This window comes from Actinospineispora acaciae DSM 45401 (genome assembly GCF_000620785.1).
GTDB lineage: Bacteria > Actinomycetota > Actinomycetes > Mycobacteriales > Pseudonocardiaceae > Pseudonocardia > Pseudonocardia acaciae.
In genome coordinates, this window is sequence record NZ_JIAI01000002.1 from 1,241,157 (window position 1) to 1,266,239 (window position 25,083).

27 protein-coding genes are annotated in these 25,083 nt (G+C 72.0%); 10 read left to right on the top strand and 17 right to left on the bottom strand.

Annotated features, from left to right (window positions below; all coding sequences use genetic code 11):
* The first annotated feature begins 5 nt into the window (after nt 1-5).
* Genes N912_RS52145 through N912_RS0115630 form a run of 3 tightly spaced genes read left to right on the top strand, consistent with a single transcriptional unit; the run spans nt 6 to nt 3,198 of the window.
* Complete coding sequence (locus tag N912_RS52145) at nt 6-776, top strand: SDR family NAD(P)-dependent oxidoreductase (RefSeq protein ID WP_064745297.1); 771 nt, start codon at nt 6-8, stop codon at nt 774-776.
* On the top strand, nt 773-1,780 hold the full coding sequence (locus N912_RS0115625; RefSeq protein WP_037064452.1) for a ketopantoate reductase family protein: 1,008 nt from the start codon (nt 773-775) through the stop codon (nt 1,778-1,780). Before N912_RS52145 ends, N912_RS0115625 begins: the two co-directional genes overlap by 4 nt.
* A complete protein-coding gene (locus tag N912_RS0115630; RefSeq protein WP_028923171.1) occupies nt 1,777-3,198 on the top strand; it encodes a pyridoxal phosphate-dependent decarboxylase family protein in 1,422 nt (473 codons plus the stop codon). Before N912_RS0115625 ends, N912_RS0115630 begins: the two co-directional genes overlap by 4 nt.
* A 9-nt stretch (nt 3,199-3,207) precedes the next feature.
* Here N912_RS0115630 and N912_RS52150 read toward each other — a convergent pair whose 3' ends face one another.
* From N912_RS52150 to N912_RS0115660, 5 genes are all read right to left on the bottom strand, one after another.
* Entirely contained in the window at nt 3,208-3,492 is a 285-nt protein-coding gene (locus N912_RS52150; RefSeq protein ID WP_156993595.1) for a hypothetical protein, read from the bottom strand.
* Between the two features lie 179 nt (nt 3,493-3,671).
* On the bottom strand, nt 3,672-4,379 hold the full coding sequence (locus N912_RS0115645; RefSeq protein WP_028923172.1) for a RibD family protein: 708 nt from the start codon (nt 4,377-4,379) through the stop codon (nt 3,672-3,674).
* 19 nt (nt 4,380-4,398) lie between these two features.
* A complete protein-coding gene (locus N912_RS60355; protein ID WP_156993597.1) occupies nt 4,399-5,403 on the bottom strand; it encodes an NsdA family TPR-like regulatory protein in 1,005 nt (334 codons plus the stop codon).
* Between the two features lie 230 nt (nt 5,404-5,633).
* Nucleotides 5,634-7,316, bottom strand: a complete 1,683-nt coding sequence (locus N912_RS0115655) for a GMC oxidoreductase (RefSeq protein WP_028923173.1) — start codon at nt 7,314-7,316, stop codon at nt 5,634-5,636.
* An 89-nt stretch (nt 7,317-7,405) separates the two neighbouring features.
* Entirely contained in the window at nt 7,406-7,732 is a 327-nt protein-coding gene (locus tag N912_RS0115660; RefSeq protein ID WP_028923174.1) for a hypothetical protein, read from the bottom strand.
* Between the two features lie 180 nt (nt 7,733-7,912).
* On the opposite strand from N912_RS0115660, the gene N912_RS52160 reads away from it, so the two are divergent.
* The gene (locus N912_RS52160) at nt 7,913-8,923 is read left to right on the top strand and encodes a glycosyltransferase family 9 protein (protein WP_245645287.1); all 1,011 of its coding nucleotides are present in this window, start codon (nt 7,913-7,915) and stop codon (nt 8,921-8,923) included.
* 36 nt (nt 8,924-8,959) lie between these two features.
* Here the strand turns inward: N912_RS52160 and N912_RS52165 are convergent, their stop codons facing one another.
* Nucleotides 8,960-9,682, bottom strand: a complete 723-nt coding sequence (locus N912_RS52165) for a DoxX family membrane protein (protein WP_064745257.1) — start codon at nt 9,680-9,682, stop codon at nt 8,960-8,962.
* A 424-nt stretch (nt 9,683-10,106) separates the two neighbouring features.
* Here N912_RS52165 and N912_RS0115675 point away from each other — a divergent pair, with 424 nt between their 5' ends.
* A complete protein-coding gene (locus N912_RS0115675; protein WP_028923175.1) occupies nt 10,107-10,460 on the top strand; it encodes a histone-like nucleoid-structuring protein Lsr2 in 354 nt (117 codons plus the stop codon).
* An 82-nt stretch (nt 10,461-10,542) separates the two neighbouring features.
* Here N912_RS0115675 and N912_RS60360 read toward each other — a convergent pair whose 3' ends face one another.
* Nucleotides 10,543-10,794: a hypothetical protein gene (locus tag N912_RS60360; RefSeq protein ID WP_156993599.1), complete on the bottom strand. Its 252-nt coding sequence runs from the start codon at nt 10,792-10,794 to the stop codon at nt 10,543-10,545.
* A 167-nt stretch (nt 10,795-10,961) separates the two neighbouring features.
* Nucleotides 10,962-11,381: a DUF2000 domain-containing protein gene (locus N912_RS0115685; protein WP_028923176.1), complete on the bottom strand. Its 420-nt coding sequence runs from the start codon at nt 11,379-11,381 to the stop codon at nt 10,962-10,964.
* A 107-nt stretch (nt 11,382-11,488) separates the two neighbouring features.
* Between N912_RS0115685 and N912_RS0115690 the strand changes: the two genes are divergently transcribed.
* Nucleotides 11,489-11,944 (top strand): Lrp/AsnC family transcriptional regulator, encoded by a 456-nt coding sequence (locus N912_RS0115690; protein WP_342670857.1) that lies wholly within the window; start codon nt 11,489-11,491, stop codon nt 11,942-11,944.
* A gap of 5 nt (nt 11,945-11,949) precedes the next feature.
* On the opposite strand, the gene N912_RS0115695 is transcribed toward N912_RS0115690, so the two are convergent.
* A complete protein-coding gene (locus N912_RS0115695) occupies nt 11,950-13,242 on the bottom strand; it encodes an MFS transporter (protein WP_051580217.1) in 1,293 nt (430 codons plus the stop codon).
* A 17-nt stretch (nt 13,243-13,259) separates the two neighbouring features.
* Entirely contained in the window at nt 13,260-14,645 is a 1,386-nt protein-coding gene (locus tag N912_RS0115700) for a M20 family metallopeptidase (RefSeq protein WP_028923179.1), read from the bottom strand.
* A 140-nt stretch (nt 14,646-14,785) separates the two neighbouring features.
* On the opposite strand from N912_RS0115700, the gene N912_RS66470 reads away from it, so the two are divergent.
* Nucleotides 14,786-15,688, top strand: coding sequence for a LysR family transcriptional regulator (locus tag N912_RS66470; protein WP_028923180.1), 903 nt, complete (start codon nt 14,786-14,788; stop codon nt 15,686-15,688).
* 3 nt (nt 15,689-15,691) lie between these two features.
* Here N912_RS66470 and N912_RS0115710 read toward each other — a convergent pair whose 3' ends face one another.
* Complete coding sequence (locus tag N912_RS0115710) at nt 15,692-16,612, bottom strand: alpha/beta hydrolase (protein ID WP_037064457.1); 921 nt, start codon at nt 16,610-16,612, stop codon at nt 15,692-15,694.
* A 32-nt stretch (nt 16,613-16,644) separates the two neighbouring features.
* Here N912_RS0115710 and N912_RS0115715 point away from each other — a divergent pair, with 32 nt between their 5' ends.
* Nucleotides 16,645-17,205: a TetR/AcrR family transcriptional regulator gene (locus N912_RS0115715; RefSeq protein WP_028923182.1), complete on the top strand. Its 561-nt coding sequence runs from the start codon at nt 16,645-16,647 to the stop codon at nt 17,203-17,205.
* A gap of 6 nt (nt 17,206-17,211) precedes the next feature.
* On the opposite strand, the gene N912_RS62065 is transcribed toward N912_RS0115715, so the two are convergent.
* Complete coding sequence (locus tag N912_RS62065) at nt 17,212-17,475, bottom strand: WhiB family transcriptional regulator (RefSeq protein ID WP_084210892.1); 264 nt, start codon at nt 17,473-17,475, stop codon at nt 17,212-17,214.
* A 124-nt stretch (nt 17,476-17,599) separates the two neighbouring features.
* Here N912_RS62065 and N912_RS0115720 point away from each other — a divergent pair, with 124 nt between their 5' ends.
* Nucleotides 17,600-18,022 (top strand): nucleoside deaminase, encoded by a 423-nt coding sequence (locus tag N912_RS0115720; protein WP_028923183.1) that lies wholly within the window; start codon nt 17,600-17,602, stop codon nt 18,020-18,022.
* On the opposite strand, the gene N912_RS0115725 is transcribed toward N912_RS0115720, so the two are convergent.
* From N912_RS0115725 to N912_RS52175, 3 genes are all read right to left on the bottom strand, one after another.
* Nucleotides 18,019-18,615, bottom strand: coding sequence for a dihydrofolate reductase family protein (locus N912_RS0115725; protein WP_028923184.1), 597 nt, complete (start codon nt 18,613-18,615; stop codon nt 18,019-18,021). The two genes, N912_RS0115720 and N912_RS0115725, sit on opposite strands and share 4 nt — an antisense overlap.
* A gap of 4 nt (nt 18,616-18,619) precedes the next feature.
* Nucleotides 18,620-19,558, bottom strand: a complete 939-nt coding sequence (locus N912_RS0115730) for an NAD-dependent epimerase/dehydratase family protein (RefSeq protein ID WP_028923185.1) — start codon at nt 19,556-19,558, stop codon at nt 18,620-18,622.
* 206 nt (nt 19,559-19,764) lie between these two features.
* On the bottom strand, nt 19,765-20,586 hold the full coding sequence (locus N912_RS52175) for an AraC family transcriptional regulator (RefSeq protein ID WP_245645288.1): 822 nt from the start codon (nt 20,584-20,586) through the stop codon (nt 19,765-19,767).
* A gap of 203 nt (nt 20,587-20,789) precedes the next feature.
* Between N912_RS52175 and N912_RS0115740 the strand changes: the two genes are divergently transcribed.
* Nucleotides 20,790-23,129 (top strand): FdhF/YdeP family oxidoreductase, encoded by a 2,340-nt coding sequence (locus N912_RS0115740; RefSeq protein ID WP_028923186.1) that lies wholly within the window; start codon nt 20,790-20,792, stop codon nt 23,127-23,129.
* On the opposite strand, the gene N912_RS0115745 is transcribed toward N912_RS0115740, so the two are convergent.
* Nucleotides 23,116-23,919, bottom strand: coding sequence for a family 1 encapsulin nanocompartment shell protein (locus N912_RS0115745; protein WP_028923187.1), 804 nt, complete (start codon nt 23,917-23,919; stop codon nt 23,116-23,118). The genes N912_RS0115740 and N912_RS0115745 overlap by 14 nt on opposite strands.
* Nucleotides 23,916-24,914 (bottom strand): Dyp-type peroxidase, encoded by a 999-nt coding sequence (locus tag N912_RS0115750; RefSeq protein ID WP_028923188.1) that lies wholly within the window; start codon nt 24,912-24,914, stop codon nt 23,916-23,918. The genes N912_RS0115745 and N912_RS0115750 overlap by 4 nt, the downstream gene beginning before the upstream one ends.
* Between the last annotated feature and the right edge of the window lie 169 nt (nt 24,915-25,083).

Here is a 25,083-nt window from a genome sequence, read left to right on the forward strand (position 1 = left end):
TGACCATGCTGCTGTTGGAAGGAAGGACGGCGCTGGTCACCGGCGCGGGCGGGCGGCTGGGCCGGCGGATCGTGGCCCGGCTGGCCGCCGAGGGCGCCTCGGTGGCCGCGCTGGACCTCGACCGCGAGGCCGCCGAACGAGCCCCGGCCGCCCGCTCCTGCGCCGTGGTGGCCGACGTCCGCGACCCCGACGCCGTGGAGAACGCGGTGGCCGCCGCCGAGAACGAGATCGGCCCGCTGGACGTGCTGGTCAACGCGCACGGCATCTTCCCGAACCGCCCCGTCCTGGACATCACGGCGCCGCGGTGGGACGAGGTGTTCGCGGTCAACGTGCGCGGCACCATGCTGGCCTGCCAGGCCGTCGCCCGGCGCTGGGTCGAGCGCGGCACCCGGGGCGCGATCGTGACGATCAGCTCCGGCGCGGCCACCTCGGCCAGGGCCGGCGGGGCGCACTACGCCGGCTCCAAGGCGGCGGTGAACATGCTCGTCCACACCCTGGCCATCGAGCTGGGTCCGCACGGCATCCGGGTCAACGCGGTGGCCCCCGGCCTGGTCCTGGACGAGGTGCTGACCTCCGGCGAGGGCCAGCCGCCGTACTTCGAGGCCATGCTGCGCGCCACCCCGCTGCGCCGCACCGGCGACGCCGACGACGTGGCGCAGGCCGTCGCGTTCCTCGCCTCCGACCGCTCGGCGTGGACCACCGGCGCGATCCTGGAGGTCACCGGCGGCTCGCACTGCGGACGCACCCACGTGCCGTACTCCGGAGACCTGCAATGAGGCTCACCGTCGTCGGCGCCGGCGCGATCGGCGGCCTGGTCGGCGCGCACTTGGCCGCGGCCGGACATGACGTGACGTTCGTCGACGCCAACGCCGAGCACGTCGCCGCGATCAACCGCGCGGGCCTGCGGATCACCGGCGCCGCCGCGCTCACCGTGACCGCCCGCGCGCTGCTGCCGTCTCAAGTAGGCGATCTCGACACGGTGTTGCTCGCGGTGAAGTCCCGCCACACCGAGGACGCGCTGGAGACGATCGCGCCCCGGCTCGCGCCCGACGGGTATGTGGTCTCGCTGCAGAACGGCCTGGAGGAGTACAAGATCGCCCGCGCGGTCGGGGAGCACCGGACGGTCGGCGCGCTGGTGACCTTCGGCGGCCACTACGCCCGCCCGGGGGAGATCGTCTACGCCGGTCCGGGCTCGCTGCGCATCGGCGAGCTGGACGGCCGCTCGACGCCCCGGCTGGCCGCGCTGGCCGAGTTGTTGCGCGCGTTCCACCCCGTCGAGATCACCGACAACATCGTCGGCTCGCTGTGGGGCAAGGAGGCGCTCGGCGCGCTGTACTTCGCCACCGCCCTGGTCAGCGAGGACGTCGTCACGATCATCGGCCGGGAGGACTACCGCCCCGCGCTGGGCCGGCTGGTCGCCGAGGTGGTGACCGTCGCGCGGGCGTGCGGCGTGCGCTGCGAGCCGCTCGACGGGTTCGACCCGACGGTGTTCGCCGACCGGCCCGATCATCCCGACCGCACCGAGCCGTCCTGGCGGGCGCAGCGCGACTACTGGGCCGGCCACGTCCAGCAGCGCACCGGGGTGTGGCGCGACCTCGCCGTGCACCGCCGCCCCACCGAGGTCGACCACATCCTGGCGCCGATCATCGAGGCCGGCCGGTCCCGATCGGTGCCGACGCCCGCGCTCGACCTGCTGGTCGATCTCATTCACGATGTCGAAGCGGGCCGCCGTGACCTCGGCTGGCCCAACCTCGACGCCCTGATGAAGGGAACATCGTGAGCGACATCCTGGATGAGCCGTCGGTCGAGGCCCTCGGGCTCGTACACCAGGCGGCCGGTCCGTACCTGGACTCCCTGCACGATCGCCCGGTGCGCGACATCGACGCCGAACCCCTCGTCGACAAGCTGGACGGCCCGTTGCCGCGCGTCGGCGTCGGCGCGCGCCGAGGCATCGAGGAGCTGCTCGAGGTGGGCGAGGCGGCCGCCGTGCACTCCTCCGGCCCGCGCTTCTTCCACTTCGTGGTCGGCGGGTCGACCCCGGCGGCGATGGCCGGCGACTGGGCGACCTCGCTGCTCGACCAGTGCGCCGGCCTGTGGGCGTCGTCCCCGCTGGCCAGCCGGGTGGAGGGCATCGTGCTGCGCTGGCTCAAGGAGCTGTTCGGGCTGCCGGCGGCCTACGGCGGCGTGCTCACCCCGAGCGCCACGTTCGCCAACCTGACCGGCCTGGCCTGCGCGCGGCAGTGGTGGGCGGAGCGCCACGGCGTCGACGTGACCGCGCACGGCCTCGCCGGCCTGCCCACCATGCCCGTCCTCGCCGGCGGCTACGTGCACCCCAGCGTCCGCAAGGCCCTGCAGGTCCTCGGCTGCGGCCGGGACACCGTCCAAGTGCACGCCGCCGACCCGACCGGCCGGATCGACCTGGCCGGCATCGAGTCCGCCCTGGCGTCATCGGGCTCGCCCGCCGTACTGGTGGCGTGCGCCGGCGACGTCAACACCGGCGACTTCGACCCGATCGACAAGCTGGCCGACCTCGCCGAACGCTACGGCGCGTGGCTGCACGTGGACGGCGCGTTCGGCCTGTGCGCGGCGCTCTCGCCCCGCAGCTCGGGGTTGTTGCGCGGCGTCGACCGGGCGGACTCCATCGGCGCGGACGGCCACAAGTGGCTCAACCTGCCCTACGAGAGCGGCTTCGCGTTCGTGCGCGACCCCGGGGCGCTCGACCGCGCCTTCGGCTCCTGGGGCGCGGCCTACCTGCTCTCCGGCACCGAGACCGAGATCGACTACAACCGCCTCGGCCCCGAGTCGTCCCGCCGCGCCCGCGCCTTCCCGATCTGGGCGACGCTGCGCGCCTACGGCGCCGAAGGCTACCGAGCGATGGTCGAACGCCACCTCGACCTGGCCGTCCGCCTGGGCACCCTGGTGGAACAGGCCCCCGACCTGGAGCTGCTCGCGCCCGTGCACACGTGCGTGGTCTGCTTCCGCTACCGCCCGTCGGGCGTGGCCGAGCCCGACCTCGACGACCTCAACGCCCGCCTCGGCAGCGAGCTGCTCCGCGACGGCCGGGTGTACGCCGGCACCACCGTCTACCGAGGCATGACCGCCCTGCGCCCCGCCATCGTCAACTGGCGCACCACCGAGACCGACATCGACCTGCTCGCCTCCGTAATCCGCGAGATAGGCACCCGCCTCACGCCCTGACGAAGGTGGTCATCCACGACGCCGCTCCGCCGCGAGCGCGCGCTGGATGATCCGTTCGTACCGCCAGGCCAGCCACCGCCGCCAGAACGTCACCAGCACGCCGCTGTGCCGGTCTGACTCGTTGGCGAGGCGCCACACACCGACGGCAGGCCGGAGCCGGGTGCCATCCGCGATGGCGGCCAGGCAGCTCCGGTGAAGCACGGCGCCGCTGGGCTGGTCCAGGTAGATGTCGGGGCAGATGACCAGGCCGCATACCGCCGTCGGATAGGGCTCAGAGGGGGTCGTACACGGCATGGACGCGCCCGTCGGTGAGGTCGGGCAGCAGCCCGAGGGTGCTTCTGTAGTCGATCATGCGTTTCACCGTCGCGCAGCGGTGGGTGTCATCGGTAGGTCGCAGGGCCGGTCATTCCCGGTCGCTTGCGATCACGACACCGGTGTCGGGGGCGTTGTGCCAGTTCCGAGGCGGCGTCGAGTCATGGCCGCCATGCGTGCCCGGGTGGCTCGTCGCTTTCCTCCTTCGGCGCATAGCGCAGGAGCACGGTGTCACCGAGTTGTTCCGTCCCCACCAGCCGCATGCGGCGATGCGGCGCGCCCGGATAGCTCGCGGGGTTCAGGAACCGGGGAGCGGCGGCGTCCCCAATGACGAGCGGCGTGATCGCCATCTGAATCTCGTCGGCGAGTCCGGCGGAGAGAAACGCCGTGTGGATGACGGTGCCGCCCTCCACGAGCAGTTTCCGGACACCGTGCTCGCCGAGGTCGTCGAGCAGCGCGCCGAAGTCGATGCTGGAGCCCAGCGTGACGATGTCGGCGAGTCCGCCGAGTTGCTGCCTCAGCCGCGCCGCGCCGGCGTCGGTGGTGTAGACGAGCTTCTTGTCGCCGGTGTGCCAGAACCTGAGGTCGGGATCGAGCTTGCCACTCCCGGTGATCGTGACCTTGAGCAGGTGCTCGGTTTCGCCCCGCGCGGCGCGGGCGGCTCTGCGGGCTTCGCTCTTGATCAGGAGCCGGGGGTTGTCCGCGCGTAGCGTGCCCGCGCCGATGAGGATCGCGTCGCACTCGGCGCGCACCTGGTCGACACGGTCGAAGTCGGCGGCGTTGGACAGGTACAGCCGGTTGGGGCTGGTGTCGTCGATGTAGCCGTCGATGCTCGTGGCCACTTTGAGCAGCACGTACGGTCGGCTCAAGATCGTTCCTTCCTGGGGCTCAGGTTGTGGCCGTGCGGATGAGATCGCGGAACTGGCGCACGGTGCCGGTGTCGGCGGCGCCGAGGTGGTCGCAGAGTTCGTTGAGGCTCTGCGCCCGGTGAACGTCGATGTAGGAGTTGTTGAGCCAGTCGCCCCACTCGCACGCGCCATCCGATCGTGCGGCGAGTTCATGGGCGTTGTCGTAACCGCGCTCGGCGGCCGCGCGGTCGCCCGCGAGGGCGTGACCGTGGGCCGCGTAGGTGGTCGCGGCGGCGGCGAACTTGACGTGTGGCGCGGCCGAGGCGGCGGCCTGTCCGAGCCCGGTCGCGGTGTCGGGATCGCGCATGTCACAGGCGAGCTGCGTCTTGCGTGTCAGCACGATCGCGGTGATCTCCCGGTCGCCGCTGATGTAGGACCAGTCGAGCGCGCGGTCGGCCCAGTGCTGAGCGGCGGCATTGTCGCCAAGGTCTTGGTGCAACCACGCGAGAAGTTCGGCGAACCGGGCGCGTAGACCGATGAGCTCCGCTCGGTCCCGGCCCTTGGCATTGGCCCATGCATGACCGATCTCGGCGATGAGCGGTTCGGCCCGAGGCATCACATCGAGGGGGCCGAAGAGGTAGTCATTGTCGTTCAGGGCGCGCAGTGCCGACGTGAAGTAAGACGCCGGTTTCATGTCCGCCCAGGATCCGCACGTGGTTGTTCGAGAAGCCGCTCCCGCTGGCCCGTCCGCGCCGGCTTTGCGCGGCTCGAACAGCTGCTCGACCGTGTAGCCGGGGAACATCGCCTCCAGCACAGCACAGGGCTCCGAGCGCGGAATACCACCAATCCGGCCGCTGAGCCAGCGCCGGTAGGTGGCCTCACTGGGGTACGTCCCCACCAACTCGCGGTCGACCTCGGCCGCCACCCGGTCGTACTCCCGGCGAAACCGCGGGTACGCCTGCCAGCGCCGTTGCCGGACGAGCGCCTTCAACAACGTGGGTCGGCTTGGTTCCGGCGTGTCTGGGGCGTTCGTGGGACCGGTCATCTCCGAGCTCGTTCCTCGGGCCGTCTCTCGGGCTGTTGACGCCGTGCCGGGGGCCTCGTCTCCGGGGTGTAGGAGCCTACTCGCCTCGGATATGACGCGAATGTTGATCTGCTGTACGTCAGGTTGGTGCTATTTCTCTAATTCCCGTGCTCGTCGGGTTGTACCCAGCGGATCCGTCGCGGATCTTGCGCCCCGAGCACCCGTTCCATCGAGGTTCTCGGACAGTGCGTTCAGCGGGCGGCGGGGGCGTGGTCGGGGACGGCCGGATGTTTCGGCGCGACCGGGCTTTCGCGGCGGTAGGGGGCGCCGAGGGGCGGGCGCGGGTCGGGCTGGTCGCGGTTGGGCCAGAGGGCCATGGCGCGCTCGGCCTGGGCGGTGATGGTCAGCGACGGGTTCACGCCCAGGTTGGCGGAGATCGTCGAGCCGTCGACCACGTGCAGGCCGGGGTGGCCGTAGAGCCGGTGATAGGGATCGACGACCCCGGTCTCCGGCGAGTCTCCGATGGCGCAGCCGCCGATGAAGTGCGCGGTCATCGGGATGTTCGCGATCTCGCCGATGGTCCCGCCCGCGACGCCGTCGATCTTCTCCGCGACCCGGCGGGCGGCCTCGTTGCCGGCCGGGATCCAGGTCGGGTTGGGTGCGCCGTGGCCCTGGGTCGAGGTGAGCTTGTAACCCCCGAGCCTGGTCCTCCGCCCGGACACGGTGATCGAGTTGTCCAGCGTCTGCATCACCAGCAGGATGATCGTCCGCTCCGACCAGCGCCGGACGGACAGCCAGCTCAGGACGCGGGGGTGCTTGGCCATCTCGGCCAGCCAGGTCATCCAGCGCGGATGCGGGCGGTCGCCGTCGGTGAGGACCGTCTGCAGCAGGCCCATGGCGTTGCTGCCCTTGCCGTAGCGGACCGGCTCGATGTGGGTGTGCTCGTCGGGGTGGAACGAGGAGGTGATCGCCACCCCTCGGCTGTAGTCGACGTCGGTGCCCTTGGCCTTGGCGCCCAGGATGGACTCGGAGTTGGTCCTGGTCAGGCTGCCCAGCCGGGCCGAGATGTGGGGGAGCGTGCCGGTGTCGCGCATCCGGTGCAGCAGCTTCTGCGTGTTGTAGGTGCCGGCGGAGAAGATCACCTGTTCGGCGGTGAGGGTGCGCCGGTTCGCGCGCCGCCTCGGCGAGCGGCCGGTGCGCACGGCGTCCACCGCGTACCCGCCGCCGGGCAGCGGGCGCACGGCGGTCACCGTGGTGAGCGGGTGCACCCGCGCGCCGCCCTGTTCGGCCAGGTACAGGTAGTTGCGGTCCAGGGTGTTCTTCGCGCCGTGGCGGCAGCCGGTCATGCACGCGCCGCAGCCCAGGCAGGTCCGCCGCCGCGGGCCCGCGCCGCCGAAGTACGGGTCGTCCACCTCGGTGCCCGGCGGCGTGCCCGGCTCGCCGAAGAACACCCCCACCGGGGTGGGGTGGACGCGGTCGCCCGCGCCCATGTCCTCGGCGACCTCCTTGACGACCCGGTCGGCGGCGGTCACCAGCGGGTTCGTGACGACCCCGAGCATGTGTTCGGCCCGGTGGTAGTGCGGGGCCAGCTCGGCGCGCCAGTCGGTGATGTGGGACCACTGCGGGTCGTCGTAGAACGGGGCCAGCGGCTCGTAGAGGGTGTTGGCGTAGACCAGCGAGCCGCCGCCCACCCCGGCCGCGGCCAGGATCACCACGTCCTTGAGCAGGTGGATGCGCTGGATGCCGTAGCAGCCCAGCTTCGGCGCCCACAGGAACCGGCGCACGTCCCACGACGTTTTCGGGTAGCCGTCGGCGTCGAAGCGCCGCCCGGCCTCCAGCACGCCGACCCGGTAGCCCTTCTCCGTCAGGCGCAGCGCGGACACCGACCCGCCGAAGCCGGAGCCGATGATCAGCACGTCGTAGTCGTGACTCATCTCGTTCACCTCAGTCCCGCCGGGCGCGGGACCGCTCGACGTCCGCGAGCAGGATCTCATCACCGGCCCGGCGGCGCTCGGCGCCGCGCTCAGGCGGTGGCGCCGCCGCCGCGAACCAGGATGGACAGCCCGGGGAGCGCCTCCGTGATCGACTCCGGGGTCAGCTCGCTGGTCTTTCCGCCCCGCTCGACCAGGGCTAAGGCGACGATCGTCGAGGTGAGCTCCTGCTGGGCCCCGGACAACCCGTCCTGGGGGCCGTTCGTGATGAGCCGGCGGGTGATGTCGAACGCCGTGCGCGCCATGTCGTCGGAGGACGGGAGCTGATCGAAGTGGACCCGATCGTTCCCTTCGGTCATGGCGAGCGCGAAGCCCCCATAGATTCCTCGGAACACCCGCACGCTGTCGATGTCGGCCATGTTTCCAGCATCTCTCGCCCTACCGGTGGTCGCTTGCATGGGGACGATCGCGGCATGGCGGGCAGATCCGAGGTGTTGATTCGCGGGAACGGGGTACTTGGGTGGTACGCGTGTTGACGCGGCGGCACGAGATGGAGGACAGCGGATGGGTGAGTGCCCTCAACGGCGGGTCTTACGAGTGTGATCACGACAAGACCGGTGTTGCTCGCGCTGCGCGCGCTGGGCCTTGGTGACCTGCTCGCGGCGGTGCCGGCGCTGCGAGGACTCCGCTCGGCGTTTCCCGAGCACCGCAGGCTGTTGGCCACCCCGTCCTGGCTGCATCCGCTGTGTGAGCTGATCGGCGGCTGGGAGCCCGTGCCGATGCCGGACCTGGCCGCCAAGCCGCCGCCGCTGGCCGGGCATCTGGACGTCGCGGTGAACCTGCACGGCAACGGGCCGCGCAGCGCGTCCGTGCTGGACTCGCTGCTGCCTCGGCACCGCATCGGGCACCGCCGCCCTGGCTGGCCGGGGCCGGACTGGATTCGACAGCTCCCGGAACGGCACAGGTGGTGCCGGTTGCTCACCGCGCACGGCATCGTCGCCGACGAGCTGGACCTGCGGCTGCACCACCCGCGTCGGCCGGCCGCCGCCGAGGGGGCGATCCTGGTCCACCCGGGTTCGGCCCGCGCCGCCAAGCGGTGGCCGCTGTCCCGATTCGCCGAGGTCGCGGCGGCCTACTCCGCCGCCGGCCATCGGGTCGTGATCACCGGTAGCGCCGCCGAGCGCGAGCTGGCCGACCGGGTGGCAGACCTGGCCGGACCTGGGCCGGAGGTGCTCGCCGGCCGGACCGACCTGCGTCGCCTCGCCGCGCAGGTCTTCGCGTCGCGGCTGGTGATCAGCGGCGACACCGGGATCGCGCACCTGGCCTACGCCTACCGCACGCCGACCGTCACCCTGTTCGGCCCGGTCGAGCCGTGGCTGTCCGGTCCGCCGCCGGTCGGCCCGCACCGCACGCTGGGCGGCACCCACCCGCGCGGCGACCTCCTCGCCGACCAGCCGGACCCGTCGCTGCTCGAGATCACCGTCGACGACGTGCTCGCCTCCGGCTCCGAGCTGGGGGTACCGCCCTCGGCCGTCCCCGACGACGAGTACGCCGAGCCCGCCCCGGCGTCGGCGCTGGTCGGCTCCGAGCCGGTCGCGCGCTCGTCCTGAGGCCTGGCCCGGTCACTCGGTCACTAGGTCGCTCGGTCAGGAGCCGACCGTGGACCGCACGGTGGCGGCGAGCCGGTCCGCTCGCTTCGACACCTGGGCGGCCTGGGCTCGGGCCCGCTTGCGGGCTCGCTTCGCGGTCTTGCGGGTCCGCTTGGCGGCCCGGCGGGTCATGCCCTCGGCCTCGGCGCGCAGCCGGGCGGTCCGGTCGGTGACCCGCTCGCTGGCCCGCTCCACCAGGTCCGAGGCCCGCTCGCCGGAGTGGCTGGCCGCCCCGGCGGCGCGCTCGCCCGCCCGGCCGACCTTCTCGGCGAGCCGTTCGACCCTCTCGGCAGGGGGCCGCAGCAAGCGCCGGCCGTCGACCCGCCGCGCCCGCCAGGACAGCGACGGCTTGCCGCCGGTGTCCGCCGCGGCCAGCATCAGGCCGCCGAGCAGGCCCATGTTCTTGAGGAAGTGGATTTGTTCGGCCACCCGCCGGTCCGGGTCGTCCAGCTCCCAGAACCGGTGCTGGGCCAGGGTGGTCGGGACCAGGCTGGCGGACAGCGCGGCGGCGGCCAGCCTGGGCATAGTGCCGAGCGCGAGCATCGAGCCCGCGCCGATCTTCACGCCGGCGTCCAGTTTGACCAGCGTCTGGTAGGAGACGTTCTCCGGTACGGGCACGGTCCTGGTGAACTGGTCCAGTACCGGACGGGCGGCCTTCTCGTGGCCCTCCGGGTCGCGTAGCGCACCGATTCCGCCGTAGATGAAGATCCCGGCGAGCAAGGGCCGTGCGATACGACGTAGCAACATGACGTCGGGTTCCCGGAGAAAAGCAGGTCAAACCACCGAGGGCGGTCGAACCGAGTGCCAGTTGGTTTTCGGTCGGGCGCGGCCGATCGGGGGAGCCCGCCGCGCGTTCGACGCATCGGTGATCCCTTCGAGCTTCGGCCGGCTCCGCGAGGATATTGCCCGGACCCGAACGCCCGTTTCTGTGCGCGGACTATTGGTGTGAGTGTCCCCTGTTTGGGGGGCAGGCCGCCTTGAGGGTGACTCTAGTGGTGGAGATTCCGTGAGTTGAGTCTCGCGACGGTGAGCTGGTTGGACTTGGTGGGCGAATTCGGTCTAGCATTCCGGCCAGGCCGGGCGGGTCACGCCCGCTGCGATGGTTCGAGATTCATTCTCTCTGGATGGGTGGAGGTGTGCCGCGATGGCGCAGAAGGTCACGGTTTCGCTGGTTGACGACCTCGACGGGGGTACCGCCGAGGAGACCGTCGGGTTCGGCTTGGACGGCAAGAACTACGAGATCGACCTGTCCAGCGCGAATGCCAACAAGCTGCGGGACGCGCTGAACGAGTTCGTCGCGGCCGCCCGCCGGGCCGGCAGCGGCCGCCGGGGCCGTCGGGCGTCCGGCGCGGCCGCGAGCGGCGCTTCCCGCGGCGCGGGAGACCGCGAGCAGAGCCAGGCGATTCGCGAGTGGGCGCGAAAGCAGGGCATGAACGTCTCCGACCGCGGCCGCATTCCGGCCGACGTGCTGGAGGCCTACCACAACGCTCAGAAATAAGAGATAACCTGCGCAGCGGGGTCGTGAGTGGCGAGTGTCGCGATGGCCATACTCGCCACTCACGAGCACACCGGAGGCGCATCTAGCCTCCGGCGACCGCCGTCTTGAGCCGGTCGAGCGATTCCTGTACGAGCGCTGTGAGGCCCCCGGGCTCGGCCCCGTCGGCGACCCAGCGCGTGAAGGCGACCTTGAACACCGCGAAGCCCGCCTCGGCCGTGAGGCTCGCGGTCGGTTCGGTAACGCCCCGGTGACGTAACGCGGCGGCCATGGACGAGGCCAGCGCCGCATTCTTCAGCGGCTCGCGCTCTTGCGGATCCGCATTCTCGGCGATCACCGCCTGACGCTGCCGGATGAGCTCGCCGCGTTCTTCGTGCGGCAGTGCGGCACCGCCGCCGCCCTCGGCGCGTCGATCGGCGCCCCGCCGGCCGGGGCGTTCGCAATGGCGCCGGTGTAGAGGTGCCGGGCCGCATGCTCCAGCCGCCCACGCGCGTCCGGCGGTCGTCAGCGCAGCAGCGGCAGCGAGCCGACGAGCTTGTTGACCTGCTTGCGCGGGCCGTAGAGGCCTACACCGACGCTGGTCAGCTCGGCGGTCGGGGTGGCGCCCATCTTGTCGATGTACTCCTCGTAGGTCCGGCAGGCCTGGGCCAGCGAGCTGAAGCCGACGAAGAACATGTCGTCCCGCCCGGCCGAGGCCCGCGCGATGGTGTTCACCCGCTCGCGCGGCGCCACCAGGATCGGCAGCGGGGTGTGGATGATGCCGGGGTGGGTCACGCCGTCGGCGTCCTTCACGTCCACCCCGACGAGCCCGTCGACGCGGTGCCCCATGGTCAGCGAGAGCACGCTCGCCGCGTTGACCGCGAGCCCGGTGGGCAGCTCGTCGCTGACCACGATCGCGCACTTGAACCCTGGCTGGTCTGTCATGGCGCCCAACGTAGTGAAGGCTGCGGACATTCGACTCTCTTGCCGTGATAAGTTCGGCATCTCATCGTAAAGTCCGAAATTCACACGGAGGCGAGGCGCTGGCGACGGTGCTGGACGAACTTGACACGGTGCTGCTGAGGCTCCTGCAGGAGGACGCCGGGCTGACGAACAAGGAGCTGGCCGCGCGGCTGCACGTGGCGCAGTCCACCTGCCTGGAGCGCATCCGCAGGCTGACCAGGCGCGGCATCCTGCGCGGCCGGCACGCCGAGGTGGACCTGCGGGGGATCGGGCGCGGCACCCAGGCGATGGTGGCCGTGCAGCTGCGCCCGCCGGACCGCGCGGTGATCGACTCGTTCCAGGCGTTCGTGGCGGGGCTGCCGGAGGTGTTGGCGTACTTCGTCATGTCCGGCGGCGACGACTTCCTGCTGCACGTCGCGGTGGCCGACAACGACCAGCTCAGCTCGTTCGTCCTGGACCGGCTCACCCAGCGGCGGGAGATCGTGCACGTGCGGACGTCGGTGATCTTCGGTCACGTCCGGCGCCCGGTGGTCCTGCCGCTGTAGCGCGGCTACCGCATCCCGAGCCGCTTGCGGATGACGATCAGGCTGGTCAGGCTGACCACCCCGGCGACGATCACCCAGAAGCTGGGGGCCACGCTCAGCGAGGTGGTCTTGATCAGCCAGGTGGCGACCAGCGGGGTGAACCCGCCGAAGATGGCCACGCCGATGTTGTAGCCCACCGCCTGCCCGGTGGCGCGGGTGCCGGTCGGGAAGAGCATCGCCAGCACGGCGGCCATCGGGCCGAAGTAGGCGCCCTTGAGCAGCGAGAGCAGGCCCACCACGACCAGCAGCACGCCCAGCGTCGGCAGGCCGACCATCAGCGCGAACATCGGGAAGATCAGCACCAGCAGCAGTATCGAGGCCGGGATCATGATGTTCAGCTGGCCGTAGCGGTCCGAGAGGTGCCCGACCACCGGCGTGACCGCGATGAGCAGCACCGCCGAGACGATCAGGCAGACGAACGAGCTGGACGCCGGCAACTTGAGCTGCTGCACCGAGAACGTCGGGATGTAGGTGATCATGTAGTTCACGCAGGTGGTGACCGCCATGATCCCGATCGCCAGCAGCACCAGCAGCTTCTGCTGGGCGAACAGCGTGGTGACCGGCGTGGCCCGCTCGCCGGACGCGATCACCCGCTCGGCCTCGGCCGACTCCGGCATGTGCCGCCGGATGTAGAGCCCGACCGGGCCGACCAGCAGCCCGAAGATGAACGGCACGCGGAAGCCCCAGGAGTCGAGCTGCTCCGGGGTGAGCGTGTTGGTGAGCGCGGTGCCGATCAGCCCGGACAGCAGCGTGCTCATCGACTGGCTGGTGAACTGCCAGCTCGCCGCGAACCCGCGCCGGTGCGGCATGTGCTCCACCATCAGCGCGGTCGCGCTGCCGTACTCGCCGCCGGCCGCGAACCCCTGGATCAGCCGGGCCAGCAGGATCCCGATCGGCGCCGCGACGCCGATCGCCGCGTAGGTGGGCATCACGCAGATGAGCAGCGTGCCGACCATCATCAGCCCCAGCGACAGGGTGAGCGCGGGCTTGCGGCCCTTCCGGTCGGCGTACCCGCCGATCGCCAGCGCGCCGATCGGACGGATGAGGAACGAGACGGCGAACGTGCCGAGCGCGAGCATCAGCGAGACGGCCGGGTCGCTGTTGGTGAAGAAGGCCTTGGAGATGTAGACGGCGAACACCGCGTACGCCGAGATGTCGTACCACTCCAGGGCGTTGCCGATCGACGCGGCGGCGATGATCCGCGTCGAGCTGATCTTCCTGCCGCCGGTGTCGGTGGTCGCGGACCCGGGTGCCGCCATGGCACGCTCCTTGATGTCTAGGGGACTCTGTCGATCTCGCCGAGGTCCCAGAAGAGCCCGGCCATGATTTGCAGCGCCTCGCGGGTGAGCGAGCCCAGCAGGTGTTCGTTCGGCGCGTGCTGGGCGCAGCCGGCGTACGAGTGCGGGATCCAGATGGTGGGCAGGCCCAGCACGTCGGCGAAGGCCTCGTTGGGCAGCGAGCCGCCGAGGTTGGGCAGCAGCCCCGGCTCCTTGCCGGTGGTGCGTTCCAGCGAGCCGAGCGCCCAGTGGATCCACGGGTGCTCGGGGTCGAGCCGGGTGGCCGCCATCCGGTGCTGCACCGACACCTCGACCATCGGGTAGCCGTGCGCGTCCAGGTGGGCGCGCACGATCGGCTCCAGGTCCGCCGCGTCGGTGCCGACCACGTACCGCAGCTGGCAGTGCGCCCGCGCCTCGCCGGGGATGGCGTTCACCGGGCCGTCCGGGTCGCCCGCGGTCATCGCCAGGACCTCCAGGGTGTTCCAGCCGAACAGCCGCTCGGACGGGGTCAGCCCGGGCTCGCCCCAGTCCGGGTCGATGGCCGGGCTGCCCGGCGAGGCGTCCACCTCGATCTTGCCGAGAGCGGCGCGCACCGAGTCCGGGATCGGCGGCGGCCGCAGGCCCTCCACGAGCAGCCGACCATCCCCGCTGACCATCGTGGCCAGCGCGCCCACCAGCACGGTCGCCGGGTTGCGCAGCACGCCGCCCCAGTTGCCGGAGTGGTGGCTGCCCACCCGCGCCCGGTAGCGCAGGGTGAAGTTCGTGCAGCCGCGCGAGCCGAGGAACAGCGTCGGCCGCTCGGCCGCCAGCCGGGGGCCGTCCGAGGCGATCAGCAGGTCGGCGCGTAGCTCGTCGGCCAGCCGCGCGCACACCTCGGGCAGGCCCGGCGAGCCGGTCTCCTCGCCGGTCTCCAGCAGTAGCTTCACGTTGAACCCGAGCCGGCCGCCCCGGGCGCGCAGCACCTGCTCCAGCGCGGCCAGGTTCACCGTGTGCTGGCCCTTGTTGTCCGCCGTGCCCCGCCCGTACCACCTGTCGCCCTCGATGGTCAGCCGCCACGGGTCCAGCCCGTCGCGCCACTGGTCGGGGTGCGCGAGCTGCACGTCGCCGTGCCCGTAGGTGAGCACTGTCGGCAGGCCGTCGCCCTCGTGGCGGTGCGCGATGAGGAACGGGTGGGCGGGGGAGACGGGGTTCTCCTCGATGCGCGCGGTGAACCCGAGCCGCTCGGTGTCCGGGATGATCTGGGTGGCCAGGTACTCGCGCTGGATCGGGCCGGACGCCGGGTCCTGGCTCTGCGTCGGCACGGCGACCCGGCGCGCGAGGTCATCGCGGAAATGGCCGGAGTCGAAGTAGTCGACGGCGAGTTCCAGTGCGGTGTCGCGGCTCATGCACGTCCTTTGGCTCGGGCAACCAGAGACTGAAAAGTGACACGGGTCACCGCCGGGAGCAAGGCCGACCAGGGGATATAGCGCTAGCTTTTTGCGCTCGTGGGCGTTGCCGTTGCGGCAACGCTCGCTACGGTGCGGTCATGGCGCTGTACGAGCCGGCGTTGCGGTACTTCCTCGCCGTGTACGAGACCGGGTCGGTGAACGCGGCGGCCCGGCGGCTGTTCGTGGCGGGCTCGGCGGTCAGCCGGCAGGTCGCGCGGCTGGAGAAGGAGGCGGGCGCGCCGCTGTTCGTACGGCTGCCCAGCGGCGTGGTGCCCACCGAGGCCGGGCACGCGTTCGCCGGCTTCGCGCGGCGGGTGATCCGCGACGCCGGGCGGCTGGTGGACCAGATCCACGAGCGGCGCGGCGCGGACACGCTGATCTCGCTGGCCTCCTCCAGCGGCATCGGGTACGAGTTCCTGCCCAGGGTGGCCGCCGACTACCGGGGGTTGCACGGCGGCGTGCGGTTCGAGCTGCACGTCACCGACCCGCTCGCGGCCACCCACATGGTGCGCGACGGCGCCGCCGACGTGGCGGTCACGTTCAACATCGCCATCGAGCGCGGGGTGCGCATCGCGTACTCCACGCCGGCGCCGCTGCGCGCGGTGGTCCGCGCCGGGCACGAGCTGGCCGGGCGGGCCAGTGTGAACCTCGCCGAGCTGCTGCCCTACCCGCTGGTGCTCAACCCGCCGCGCACCACCAACCGCCAGCTCCTCGACGTGCTGAGCGCGGCCCAGGGCACGCCCATCGAACCGGTGCTGGTCTGCGACAACCCGGGCGCGATGGTGCGGTTCATCGGCCGGGGCGACGCCGTCGGGGTGATCGGCATGATCTCGGTCGGCGCGCACGTGGCGGCCGGGGAGGTGGTGGCGATCAGGCTGCGCGACCGGGAGCTGCGCCAGCGCACCCTCCAGGTGCAGACCCAGGCCGGCCGGCACCTGCCCGCCGCCGTCCAGGAGTTCGTCGACACCCTGGTCGCCGCCCTGGAGACGACCGAGGTGTAGCCGTCAGGGGAGCAGTCCGTCCAGGTGACCGAGGACCACCCGGGCGTACTTGTCGGCGGCGTCCACCAGGCCGAGGAAGCCGAAGTAGCCGTGGATCAGCCCGGCGGCGGGGACGTGCTCCACCCGGACTCCGGCGGCGCGCAGCCGTTCGGCGTAGGCGTCGCCCTCGTCGCGCAGCGGGTCGAACTCGGCGGTGGTGACCACCGAGGGTGGGAGGTTGTCGAGGTCGGCGGCGTGCAGCAGGTCGATCACGGGTTCGGTGCGGTGCTCGGCCGGTACGTAGCGGTCGTAGAACCAGGCGACGTCGCGGCCGGTGAGGAAGAAGCCCTCGGCGTTGTCCCGCATCGAGGGTTGGCGCAGCGTGGGATCGGTGGCCGGGTAGATGAGCAGCTGCGCGGCGAGCCGGGGTCCGCCGGCGTCCCGGGCGCGCAGTGCCGCGCCGGCGGCGAGGCTGCCCCCGGCGCTGTCGCCGCCGACCACGTGCGGGCGGCCGGGGAACTCGGCGGCGGTCCAGGCGAGCGCGGCCATGGTGTCGTCCAGCGCGGCCGGGTGGGGGTGCTCGGGCGCGAGCCGGTAGTCGACGGCGACCACGGTGGCGCCCAGCGAGTTCGCCAGCGCCCGGCACACCGGGTCGTGCGTGTCCAGGTCGCCGACCACCCAGCCGCCGCCGTGCAGGAAGGTGAACACCCGGCCTCGGTCGACCGCCGGGGTGTAGACCCGCAGCGGCAGCGGGCCGCCAGGCCCGTCGATGGCGTGGTCCGCGACGCCTGCCACCGGCTCCGGGCGGTAGCCGTCGCCGCGCCGGGCCATCGCGAGCGTCCGGTAGTGCTCGCGGGTCTCCCGGGCGCTGCCCCGGACGAGGGGGATGGCGCCGGCCGAGGCCAGCTGGTCGAGGAGCGCGCGGACCTGGGGATCTATCGGCATGCCTGTGCATACTAGTAGGTACAATTCTGGGCGTGGGTACGGAGGAGCGGCTGATCGAGAGCACCCGCGCGCTGCTGTGGGAGCGCGGCTACGTGGGCACCAGCCCGAAGGCCATCCAGCGCCGCGCCGATGCCGGGCAGGGCAGCATGTACCACCACTTCGCCGGCAAGCACGACCTGGCGCTGGCCGCGATCCGCCGCACCGCCGAGGAGCTGCGGGCCTCGATCGAGGAGCCGCTGTCCGGGCCCGGCACGGCCGTCGACCGCATCACGGCGTACCTGCGGCGCGACCGCGACGTGCTGAGGGGCTGCCCGGTCGGCAGGCTGACCCAGGACCCGGACGTGATGGCCGACCCGGCGCTGCGCGAGCCGGTCGAGGGGTTGTTCGAGTGGCTGCACGCCCGGCTGGCGCGGGTGCTCGACGAGGGCCGCGAGGCGGGCGAGCTGGGCTCCGCGCTGGACCCCGCGACCACCGCCTCGGCCATCATCGCCGCGCTGCAGGGCGGGTACGTGCTGGCCCGCGCCTCGGGCACCGCCGAGCCGTTCGACCAGGCCGTCTCCGGACTGCTCGCCCTGCTGGCCGCCCACGCCTGAGCGGGCTCACGCCGCCCTGCGGGGACGGCGGGGACGGCCCCGGCCGCGCTTGGTTGGGACGATGCGGCCACGCTCGAAGATGTGGCCGCCCCACACGCCCCAGGGTTCGCCGCGAGCCAGCGCGTCGGCCAGGCAGGTAACTCGCAGCGGACATTCGCGGCACAGCGCCTGGGCTCGGGCGAGCTGATGCGGGAACTCGGCGAACCACAGGTCGGGATCGGCCGTGGTGCAGGGCAGCGCGGCGTCTGCCTCGGGAGCGCTCGGTGACATGATTCGGTGTCCGGGGGTTCGGCGAAGGTGACGGGGACCGCTCGAACACCAGTGAACCGAGCCGGCATGAGAAACCCCTGAACGTGGCCTGGGCATCGCCTGGCACTGTGAGAGGAGTTGCGCGGTGGACGAAGAGCACCTGCGGCGGGCGATCGCGTTGGCCGGCGAGGCGCGGTCGAGCGGGAACCCGCCGTTCGGGTCGTTGCTGGTCGGGCCGGACGGGTCGGTGCTGGCGGAGGACCGCAACTCCAGCGTGAGCGACGGCGACATCACCGCGCACCCGGAGCTGAAGCTGGCCCGCTGGGCGGGCCGGGAGCTGGACGCGGACACGGCGGCGCGCACCACCATGTACACCAGCTGCGAGCCGTGCGGGATGTGCGCGGGGGCGATCGCCCGGTCCGGGCTCGGGCGGGTGGTGTTCGCGCTGTCGTCCGGCCAGCTCGACGGGCTGCGCACGTCCGGCGGCGGGTTCCCGGCGGTGCCGACCGACGGGCCGCACCTCTACGACGAGGCGAAGGTGCCGATCGAGGGGTACTACGACGTTTAGCGCTTGACCTTGTAGCGCAGGTGCATCACGCGGTCGCCCTGGACCACCTGGTAGGGGTCGCCGAGGAGCACGGTTCCGGTGTGGCCGCCGAAGAAGCGCACGCCTTCGCCCATGACCACCGGGACGACGTCCATCGCCACCTCGTCGACCAGCCCGGCGGAGAACGCCTGCCCGCCGAGGTCGCCGGCGGTCACGTCGACGATGCCGTCGCCCGCGAGCTTCTTGGCGAGCGCGATGCCCGACTCGACCGAGTCGGCGGTGTGGAACGGTGCGTCCGGGTGGTCGGCGAGCCACCGCTGCGGCAACGGCCGGTGGGTGACGACGACCAGCTCGTCCCCGGCCGCCGGGTTGCCGTCCCAGCCGTTCGTGGTGTCGAACAGGTGGCGGCCGATCACGGTGACCTTGATGGCGTCCCAGAACGGCTGGACGTGCTCCGCGGACGTCCGCGAGACGTTGAACGTCCAGCCGCTCGGCCTGGCGGTCAACTCGTGGTCGCCGTTGCCGTACCAGTCGAACAGCGGCCCGACCGTGTCGTCGGGATAGGCGATGAAGCCGTCCACCGACACGACGGCCTGCATGACAACCGTGGCCATCTCTCTACTCCTCGTGGTGTCGCAGCCAGCCGACGTAGTCGGACACGGCGCGGTCGACGTCGTACTCGGGACGGAAGCCGGTGTCCGCCTGTAGCCGGGTGATGTCCAGGTACGTGTCCGGGGGCCTTTCGGGGTTGCGGCCCGCCGGGAGGGTGAGGTTTGCGCCCGGCACGGCGGCGTTGATCGCGTCGACCACCTCGCCGTAGCGCACCGGCCGTCCCGACGAGACGTTGTAGGTGCGGTGGTTGAGCCGGTCGGCGAGCATGAGCAGCGCGATGGCCCGCCCGCAGTCCTTGACGTAGCAGAGGTCCGTGGCGTCCTCGGCGTACGCCGGTGGCCGGGGCGGGGTGAGGTCGGGGTCCTCGCCCCGGACCGCCGCGTTGACCAGGCGGGGCAGCGGGGTGAACGGGTTGTCGGGCACGCCGAGAGGCCCCCAGACGGTGCCGATGCGCAGGGCCACCGTGTCGAACCCGGCGCTGTCGCCGGCCAGCGCGGCGAACAGCTCGGCCGTCTTCTTGAACACCGGGATCTGGTGGGCCGCCAGCACCGGCAGCGGGGCGTCCTCCCGCAGCGGGACCTCGTCCACACCCATGTACACGGCGATGCTGCTGGCGACGGAGAACCGCCGCACGCCCCACGCGGTGGCGGCATTGAGCGCGTTGAGCAGCGCGAGGGAGTCGGCGCGCAGGTAGGCGACCGGGTCGGGCAGGTCGTAGCGGGCCGCCGCGAGGTGCACGATGCCGGTGATCTCGTGCCGCGTGCCGATGTCGAGGAAGCTCGCCCGGTCGGTGGTGTCCAGCGGCTCGACGACGACCCGGCCGGCGAGGTGCTCGGGCAGCGCGGTGGACCGGTGCGCGGTGACCACGACGGACTCGCCCAGGTCCAGCAGTGCCCGTGCGGTGTGTGACCCGATCGAACCCAGGCCACCGGTAACAAGAATCACGCGCGTCCCTCCACAGCGTCTCGAACCGTGCGACAGCGACGCTAGCGCCGCGACACGAAAGGTTCGGCACGTTTCTCGGCGGCCCAGACGCCGCCTGGCGGCGTTGTCGTCGCCCCAGATACAACCCCGGTATCTGGGGCTCCTCCGCCTTGCCAGCCGACGCCTGGATCCACCGAATAAACGCACCAACCTTCCGTGTCACGACGCTAGGCCGGAACCGACCGCCGCTCTTGTACAGAACGGCCATCCTCGGGGCGCAGCATCGGGACGTAGGACGCGGCATGGTCGTGCCCGCAGGCGCAGGTGGCGGTCGACTGCGCGAGGAACTCGCCGGGCGTCACCCCGAGCAGCCGGCGGCACTCGCGGGTCAGGTGCGCCTGGTCGTGGTACCCGGTCTCGACGGCCCACCGGGCGAGGTCGACGTCCGAGCCTCGGGCGATGGACGCCTGGACGCGCGCGCTGAAGCCCCGCAGGCGCAGGATGCGGTGCAGCTCCTTCGGGCCGACCCCGACCGCCGCCCGGCACCGGCGCCGCAGCTGCCGTTCCGAGATCGAAAGCAGCGCGGGCAGGGTGGCCGTCCCGCCGCCGTGCCACGGCATGAGGCGCCGGACGGCCTCGTCGACCAGCGGGTCCGGGTCGCCGGCGGACCGCGCGACGAACGACTGGAGCGTGGCCAGCGCGGCCTTCGGCGTGGCGGCGCCGCCGAGGCTGTCGGTCAGGCGGGTCATGTCGCGCCAGAGGTCGGCGCCGGGGACGTCCAGGTCGGTGAGCTCGTCGGCCGGCATGCCGACCAGGCCGCCGAGCACCCCCGGGCGCAGCCGCATCCCGATCACGGTGCCGCCCGCCGGGATCTCCCGGTGCGTCGCGGTGGTCAGCGGCCCGAGCAGCCGGGGCGCCTCGCCGAGCACGCACCGCACCTCGGCGCCGCCGTGTGGCTCGTGCCGCTGCGTCACGGGTTCGTTACCCACCCGCTGGATCCAGACGGACGAGGCGAGCGCCGCCAGCGCGGGCGCCGGCGCACGCTCCACATAGGAGGATTCTCCAGCCACCCCGCCATTCTGCCAACCCGGTGTGGATCACGAACTCGGGCGTCCGTCGGACGAGAACCGGTGCGAGTAATGGTGACGGGGAATGTCGATGTGCGAGCATGGATACGGGCTGGTCAATAAGTGACAAGAAATGCTCCGGCCGTCCCCGTAAAGCGTCGGAAAATGTGACGGAGGGCGGCGTGATGGCGTCGGAGGAGTTGCGCGGGCAGGGTACGCCGGACTCGCCGGCGGCCGGGTGCGGGCCGGGCACCGGCGGTGCGCCTTCGCAGCGGGACTACCGCCATCCCGCCGCGGGCTGGGGGGCCGCCCGCAGCGTCGGGGAGGTGCTGGCGCGGCAGCGGGAGCTGCTGGACGGGCCCCGGATCATCCTGCGGATGAACCATGAGGACGGCGGGTTCGACTGTCCGGGCTGCGCCTGGCCGGACGACCGCAAGGGCCTGCGCATGGACATCTGCGAGAACGGCATCAAGCACTCCACCTGGGAGATGACCTCGAAACGGGTGGGGCGGGAGTTCTTCGCCGCCCATTCGGTGACCGAGCTGATGGGGTGGAGCGACTTTGCGCTGGAGGACGCCGGCCGGCTGATCGAACCCATGGTCTACGACCCGGAAACGGACCATTACGTCCCCATCGAATGGCCGGCGGCATTCGCCATGGTCGGGCAGGCGCTGCGCGGGCTCGACTCTCCGGACAATGCCGCTTTCTACACGTCCGGTCGGCTCGGAAACGAGGCCAGCTTCCTCTATCAATGGTTCGTCCGCGAGTTCGGCACCAACAACATGCCGGACTGTTCGAACATGTGCCACGAGGCCAGCGGCGTGGCGCTGCGGGCGGCGCTGGGGACCGGGAAGGGGACGGTCGACCTGGTCGACTGGGACAAGGCCGACGCCATCATCCTGCTCGGCGTCAACGCCGCCTCGAACGGCCCCCGGATGCTCACCTCGCTGGCCAAGGCGTACCGCCGAGGCGCCGCCCTGGTGCACGTCAACCCGCTGGTCGAGGCGGCCGCCACCCGCACGATCGTGCCGCACGAGCTCGCGCGCATGGCGCTGCACCGCGCGACGCCGACCAGCACCCTGAACGTGCAGCCGCGCATCGGCGGGGACGCCGCGCTGGTCAGGGGCGTGGCCAAGGCGCTGCTGGAGGCTGCCCGGACCGATCCCACCGCGCTGGACCACCAGTTCATCGACCGGCACACGCAGGGCTTCGAGGAGTACCGGGCGCTGTGCGAGGCCGCCGACTGGTCGGAGCTGGAGCGCCAGTCCGGGGTGGCGCGCGAGCGGATCCGCGCGGTCGCCGAGATCTACCGGAAGGCGCGGGCCACCATCATCGGCTGGTGCCTGGGGGTGAGCCAGCAGGGCCACGGCGTGGACACCATCCGCGAGATCGTCAACCTGCTGTTGCTGCGCGGCAACATCGGCCGCGCCGGGGCCGGGCCGTGCCCGATCCGGGGGCACAGCAACGTGCAGGGCAACCGCACCTGCGGCATCGACCACCATCCCTCGGACGCGCTGCTCGACCGCATCGCGACGGCCTGCGAGATCACCCCGCCGCGCGAGCGCGGGCTGGACACGGTCGGCACCCTCACCGCGATGCACCGGGGCGAGGTCGGCGTGTTCGTCGGGATGGGCGGCAACTTCGCGATGGCCGCCCCGGACACCGCCTACACCTTCGACGCGCTGCGGAAATGCGACCTCACCGTGCAGGTCTCGACCAAGCTCAACCGCTCGCACCTGGTGCACGGCCGGGCCGCGCTGATCCTGCCGTGCGTGCCCCGCACCGAGAAGGACTACCAGGCCGGCGGCGTCCAGTCGATCACCGTCGAGGACTCGATGAGCATGGTGCACCTGTCGGTCGGGCTGAAGGAACCGGCGTCGCCGCACCTGCGCTCCGAGCCGGCCATCATCGCCGGCCTGGCCCGCGCCACGCTGCCCGACTCACGGACCCCGTGGCTGGAGCTGGTCGGCGACTACGACCGGATCCGCGACCGGATGGCCCTGGCCCTGGACGGGTTCGAGGACTTCAACCGCCAGGTGCGCCAGCCGCTGGGGTTCCGGATCCGCCAGCCCGCGCGCGAGCGGATCTTCCTCACCGGCTCCGGGCGGGCCGAGTTCTCCCACGCGCCGCTGGCCGACGCGGTGCCCGCCGACGGGCGGCTGATGCTGAGCACGATGCGCTCGCACGACCAGTTCAACACCACCGTCTACTCCGACGACGACCGCTACCGGGGCGTGGAGAACCTGCGCACGCTGCTGTTCCTGAACCGCGCCGACATGGCCGAGCGGGGGATCGCCGAGCTCGGCCTGATCGACATCACCAGCGTCGCCCACGACGGCACCCGCAGGACCGCGCACGGCTACCGCGCGGTGGGCTACGACATCCCGCCCGGCTGCGCGGCGGGGTACATGCCCGAGCTGAACGTGCTCTGCCCGATCGGCGACTACGGCGCGCAGAGCCGCCAGCCGGTGATGAAGCACATCCCGATCGAGGTCAGCCCCCGCGGACGGCTCAGCCGCCGGTGAGCGGGACGCTGGACTCGGCGGTCAGGGCCAGGAACGTGAGCGACTCCTGCAGGTAGAGCTCGACGTGGCCGGCGTCGTGGGAGCTGTAGCCGATGGACAGGTCCTGGCCCAGGTGCAGCTCGTAGTCCCCGCCCCGGGTGGAGATGAGCAGGGCGCCGTCCAGCGCGGGCGCCCAGATGATCTCGCCGTCGCGCAGCAGCCGCGCGAGGTGGTCGCGGATCGGGTAGCCGTGGTCGGTGGTCTCGACGACCTCGGTGTACGCCTCGGCGGACAGCAGCAGGCTGTACGGGCCGCCGACGCCGGCCAGCCGCAGCGCGCTCACCGCCTGCGCGACGGTGGTGGGGATCTGCCGGATGTCCGCCGGCAGCGGCAGCGGCGGGTTCGAGCTGCCCGGGGCGATGCCGGTGATCCCGGCCGGGCCGGAGCCGTGGAAGATCGTCCGGTCCTCGACCAGCGCGATCTTCCGCGCGGCGTCCTTCACCGGCTGCCAGTCGGAGTCCTTGGAGCCGCGCTCGACGTCGTCCACGGCCTGGCGGTCCACCGAGAACGGCACCCGCAGCTCGATGACCGGCTGGGCCTCGCGGCGGTGCACGCTCACGCCCTCGGCGGGGGCGTCGAGCGCGCGCAGGTGCCCGGTGCCGACGGCGGACAGCGTCGGGCCGGCCGGGCCGACCACGTCCACCACCCGGCGGGCCGCGACGTGGCGGGTGAAGGTGCGGCGCGCCTCCTCCTCGATCTCGGCCCAGGCGGCGTCGGAGATCGGGGCCAGCTCGCGGTGCAGGTTGTTCACGGTGAGTGCTCCTTGCTGCTCAGGCCGCCGATGCCCAGCGAGCCGTCCTCGGCCTCGGTGCGCGGTGGGGGCGGGTCTTCGAGGAAGTCGGCGGTGGGTACGAAGAACAGCCCGCCCGTCACCGCGGTGGAGAAGTCCAGGATCCGGTCGTGGTTGCCCGGCGGGTCGCCGATGAACATGTTGGTCAGCATCTGCTCGATCACGTCGGGGGTGGCGGCGTAGCCGATGAAGTAGGTGCCGAACTCCCGGGCGCCGACCGCGCCGAACGCCATGTTGTCGCGCACGATCTGCCGTTCCGTGCCGTCCGGGTCCTCGATCGTGGTCAGCGCGACGTGGGAGTTGGTCGGCTTCACCGCGTCGGGCAGCTCGATGTCGTTGAGCTTGCGCCGGCCGATGGCCCGCTCCTGCTCCTCGACCGGCAGCGCGTTCCAGGCGTCCAGGTCGTGCAGGTACTTCTGCACGATGACGTAGCTGCCGCCGGCGAAGTCGGGGTCCTCGTCGCCGATGGTCACCGCGGCGCTCGCCTCGTCGCCGGTCGGGTTCTCGGTGCCGTCGACGAAGCCCAGCAGGTCCCGTTCGTCGAAGTACCGGAAGCCGTGCACCTCGTCGACCACGTCGGCCAGCCCTTCGAGCCGGGCCATGAGCTGGCCGGCCAGCTCGAAGCACAGGTCCAGGCGCCCGGCGCGCAGGTGGAACAGCAGGTCACCGGGGGTCGAGACCGCCGTGTGCACGGCGCCGGCCAGCGGCCGGAACGGGTGCAGGCCGGCCGGGCGCGGCGAGCCGTAGAGCCGGTCCCAGAGCCGGGCGCCGACCCCGACCACGCAGCTCAGGCCCTCCTCCGGGACCCGGAACCCCACCGCCCGGGTCAACCCCGCGACGTCGGCCAGCAGGTCGTTCACCTCGGCCTCGGCGCCCGCCCGCACGGTGACCACCATGAAGATCGCCGCCCGCGCGGGCGGCGCCAACACGTCCTGCGTTCGTTCCCGCCGTGCCATGGCATCACCCCGCGCTGATCGTCCGTGTTCCGACGATCAGCCTGGCACAGCGGCGGACGCCCGGCCCGCCTTGGGCGGCCGTCGACCAGCCGGTCCAGTGATGGCAGCCGGACTCGCCCGCCGGGTAGCGTCGGCGACGTTATATCGCTGTGAGGTGGGTCACGCGCGA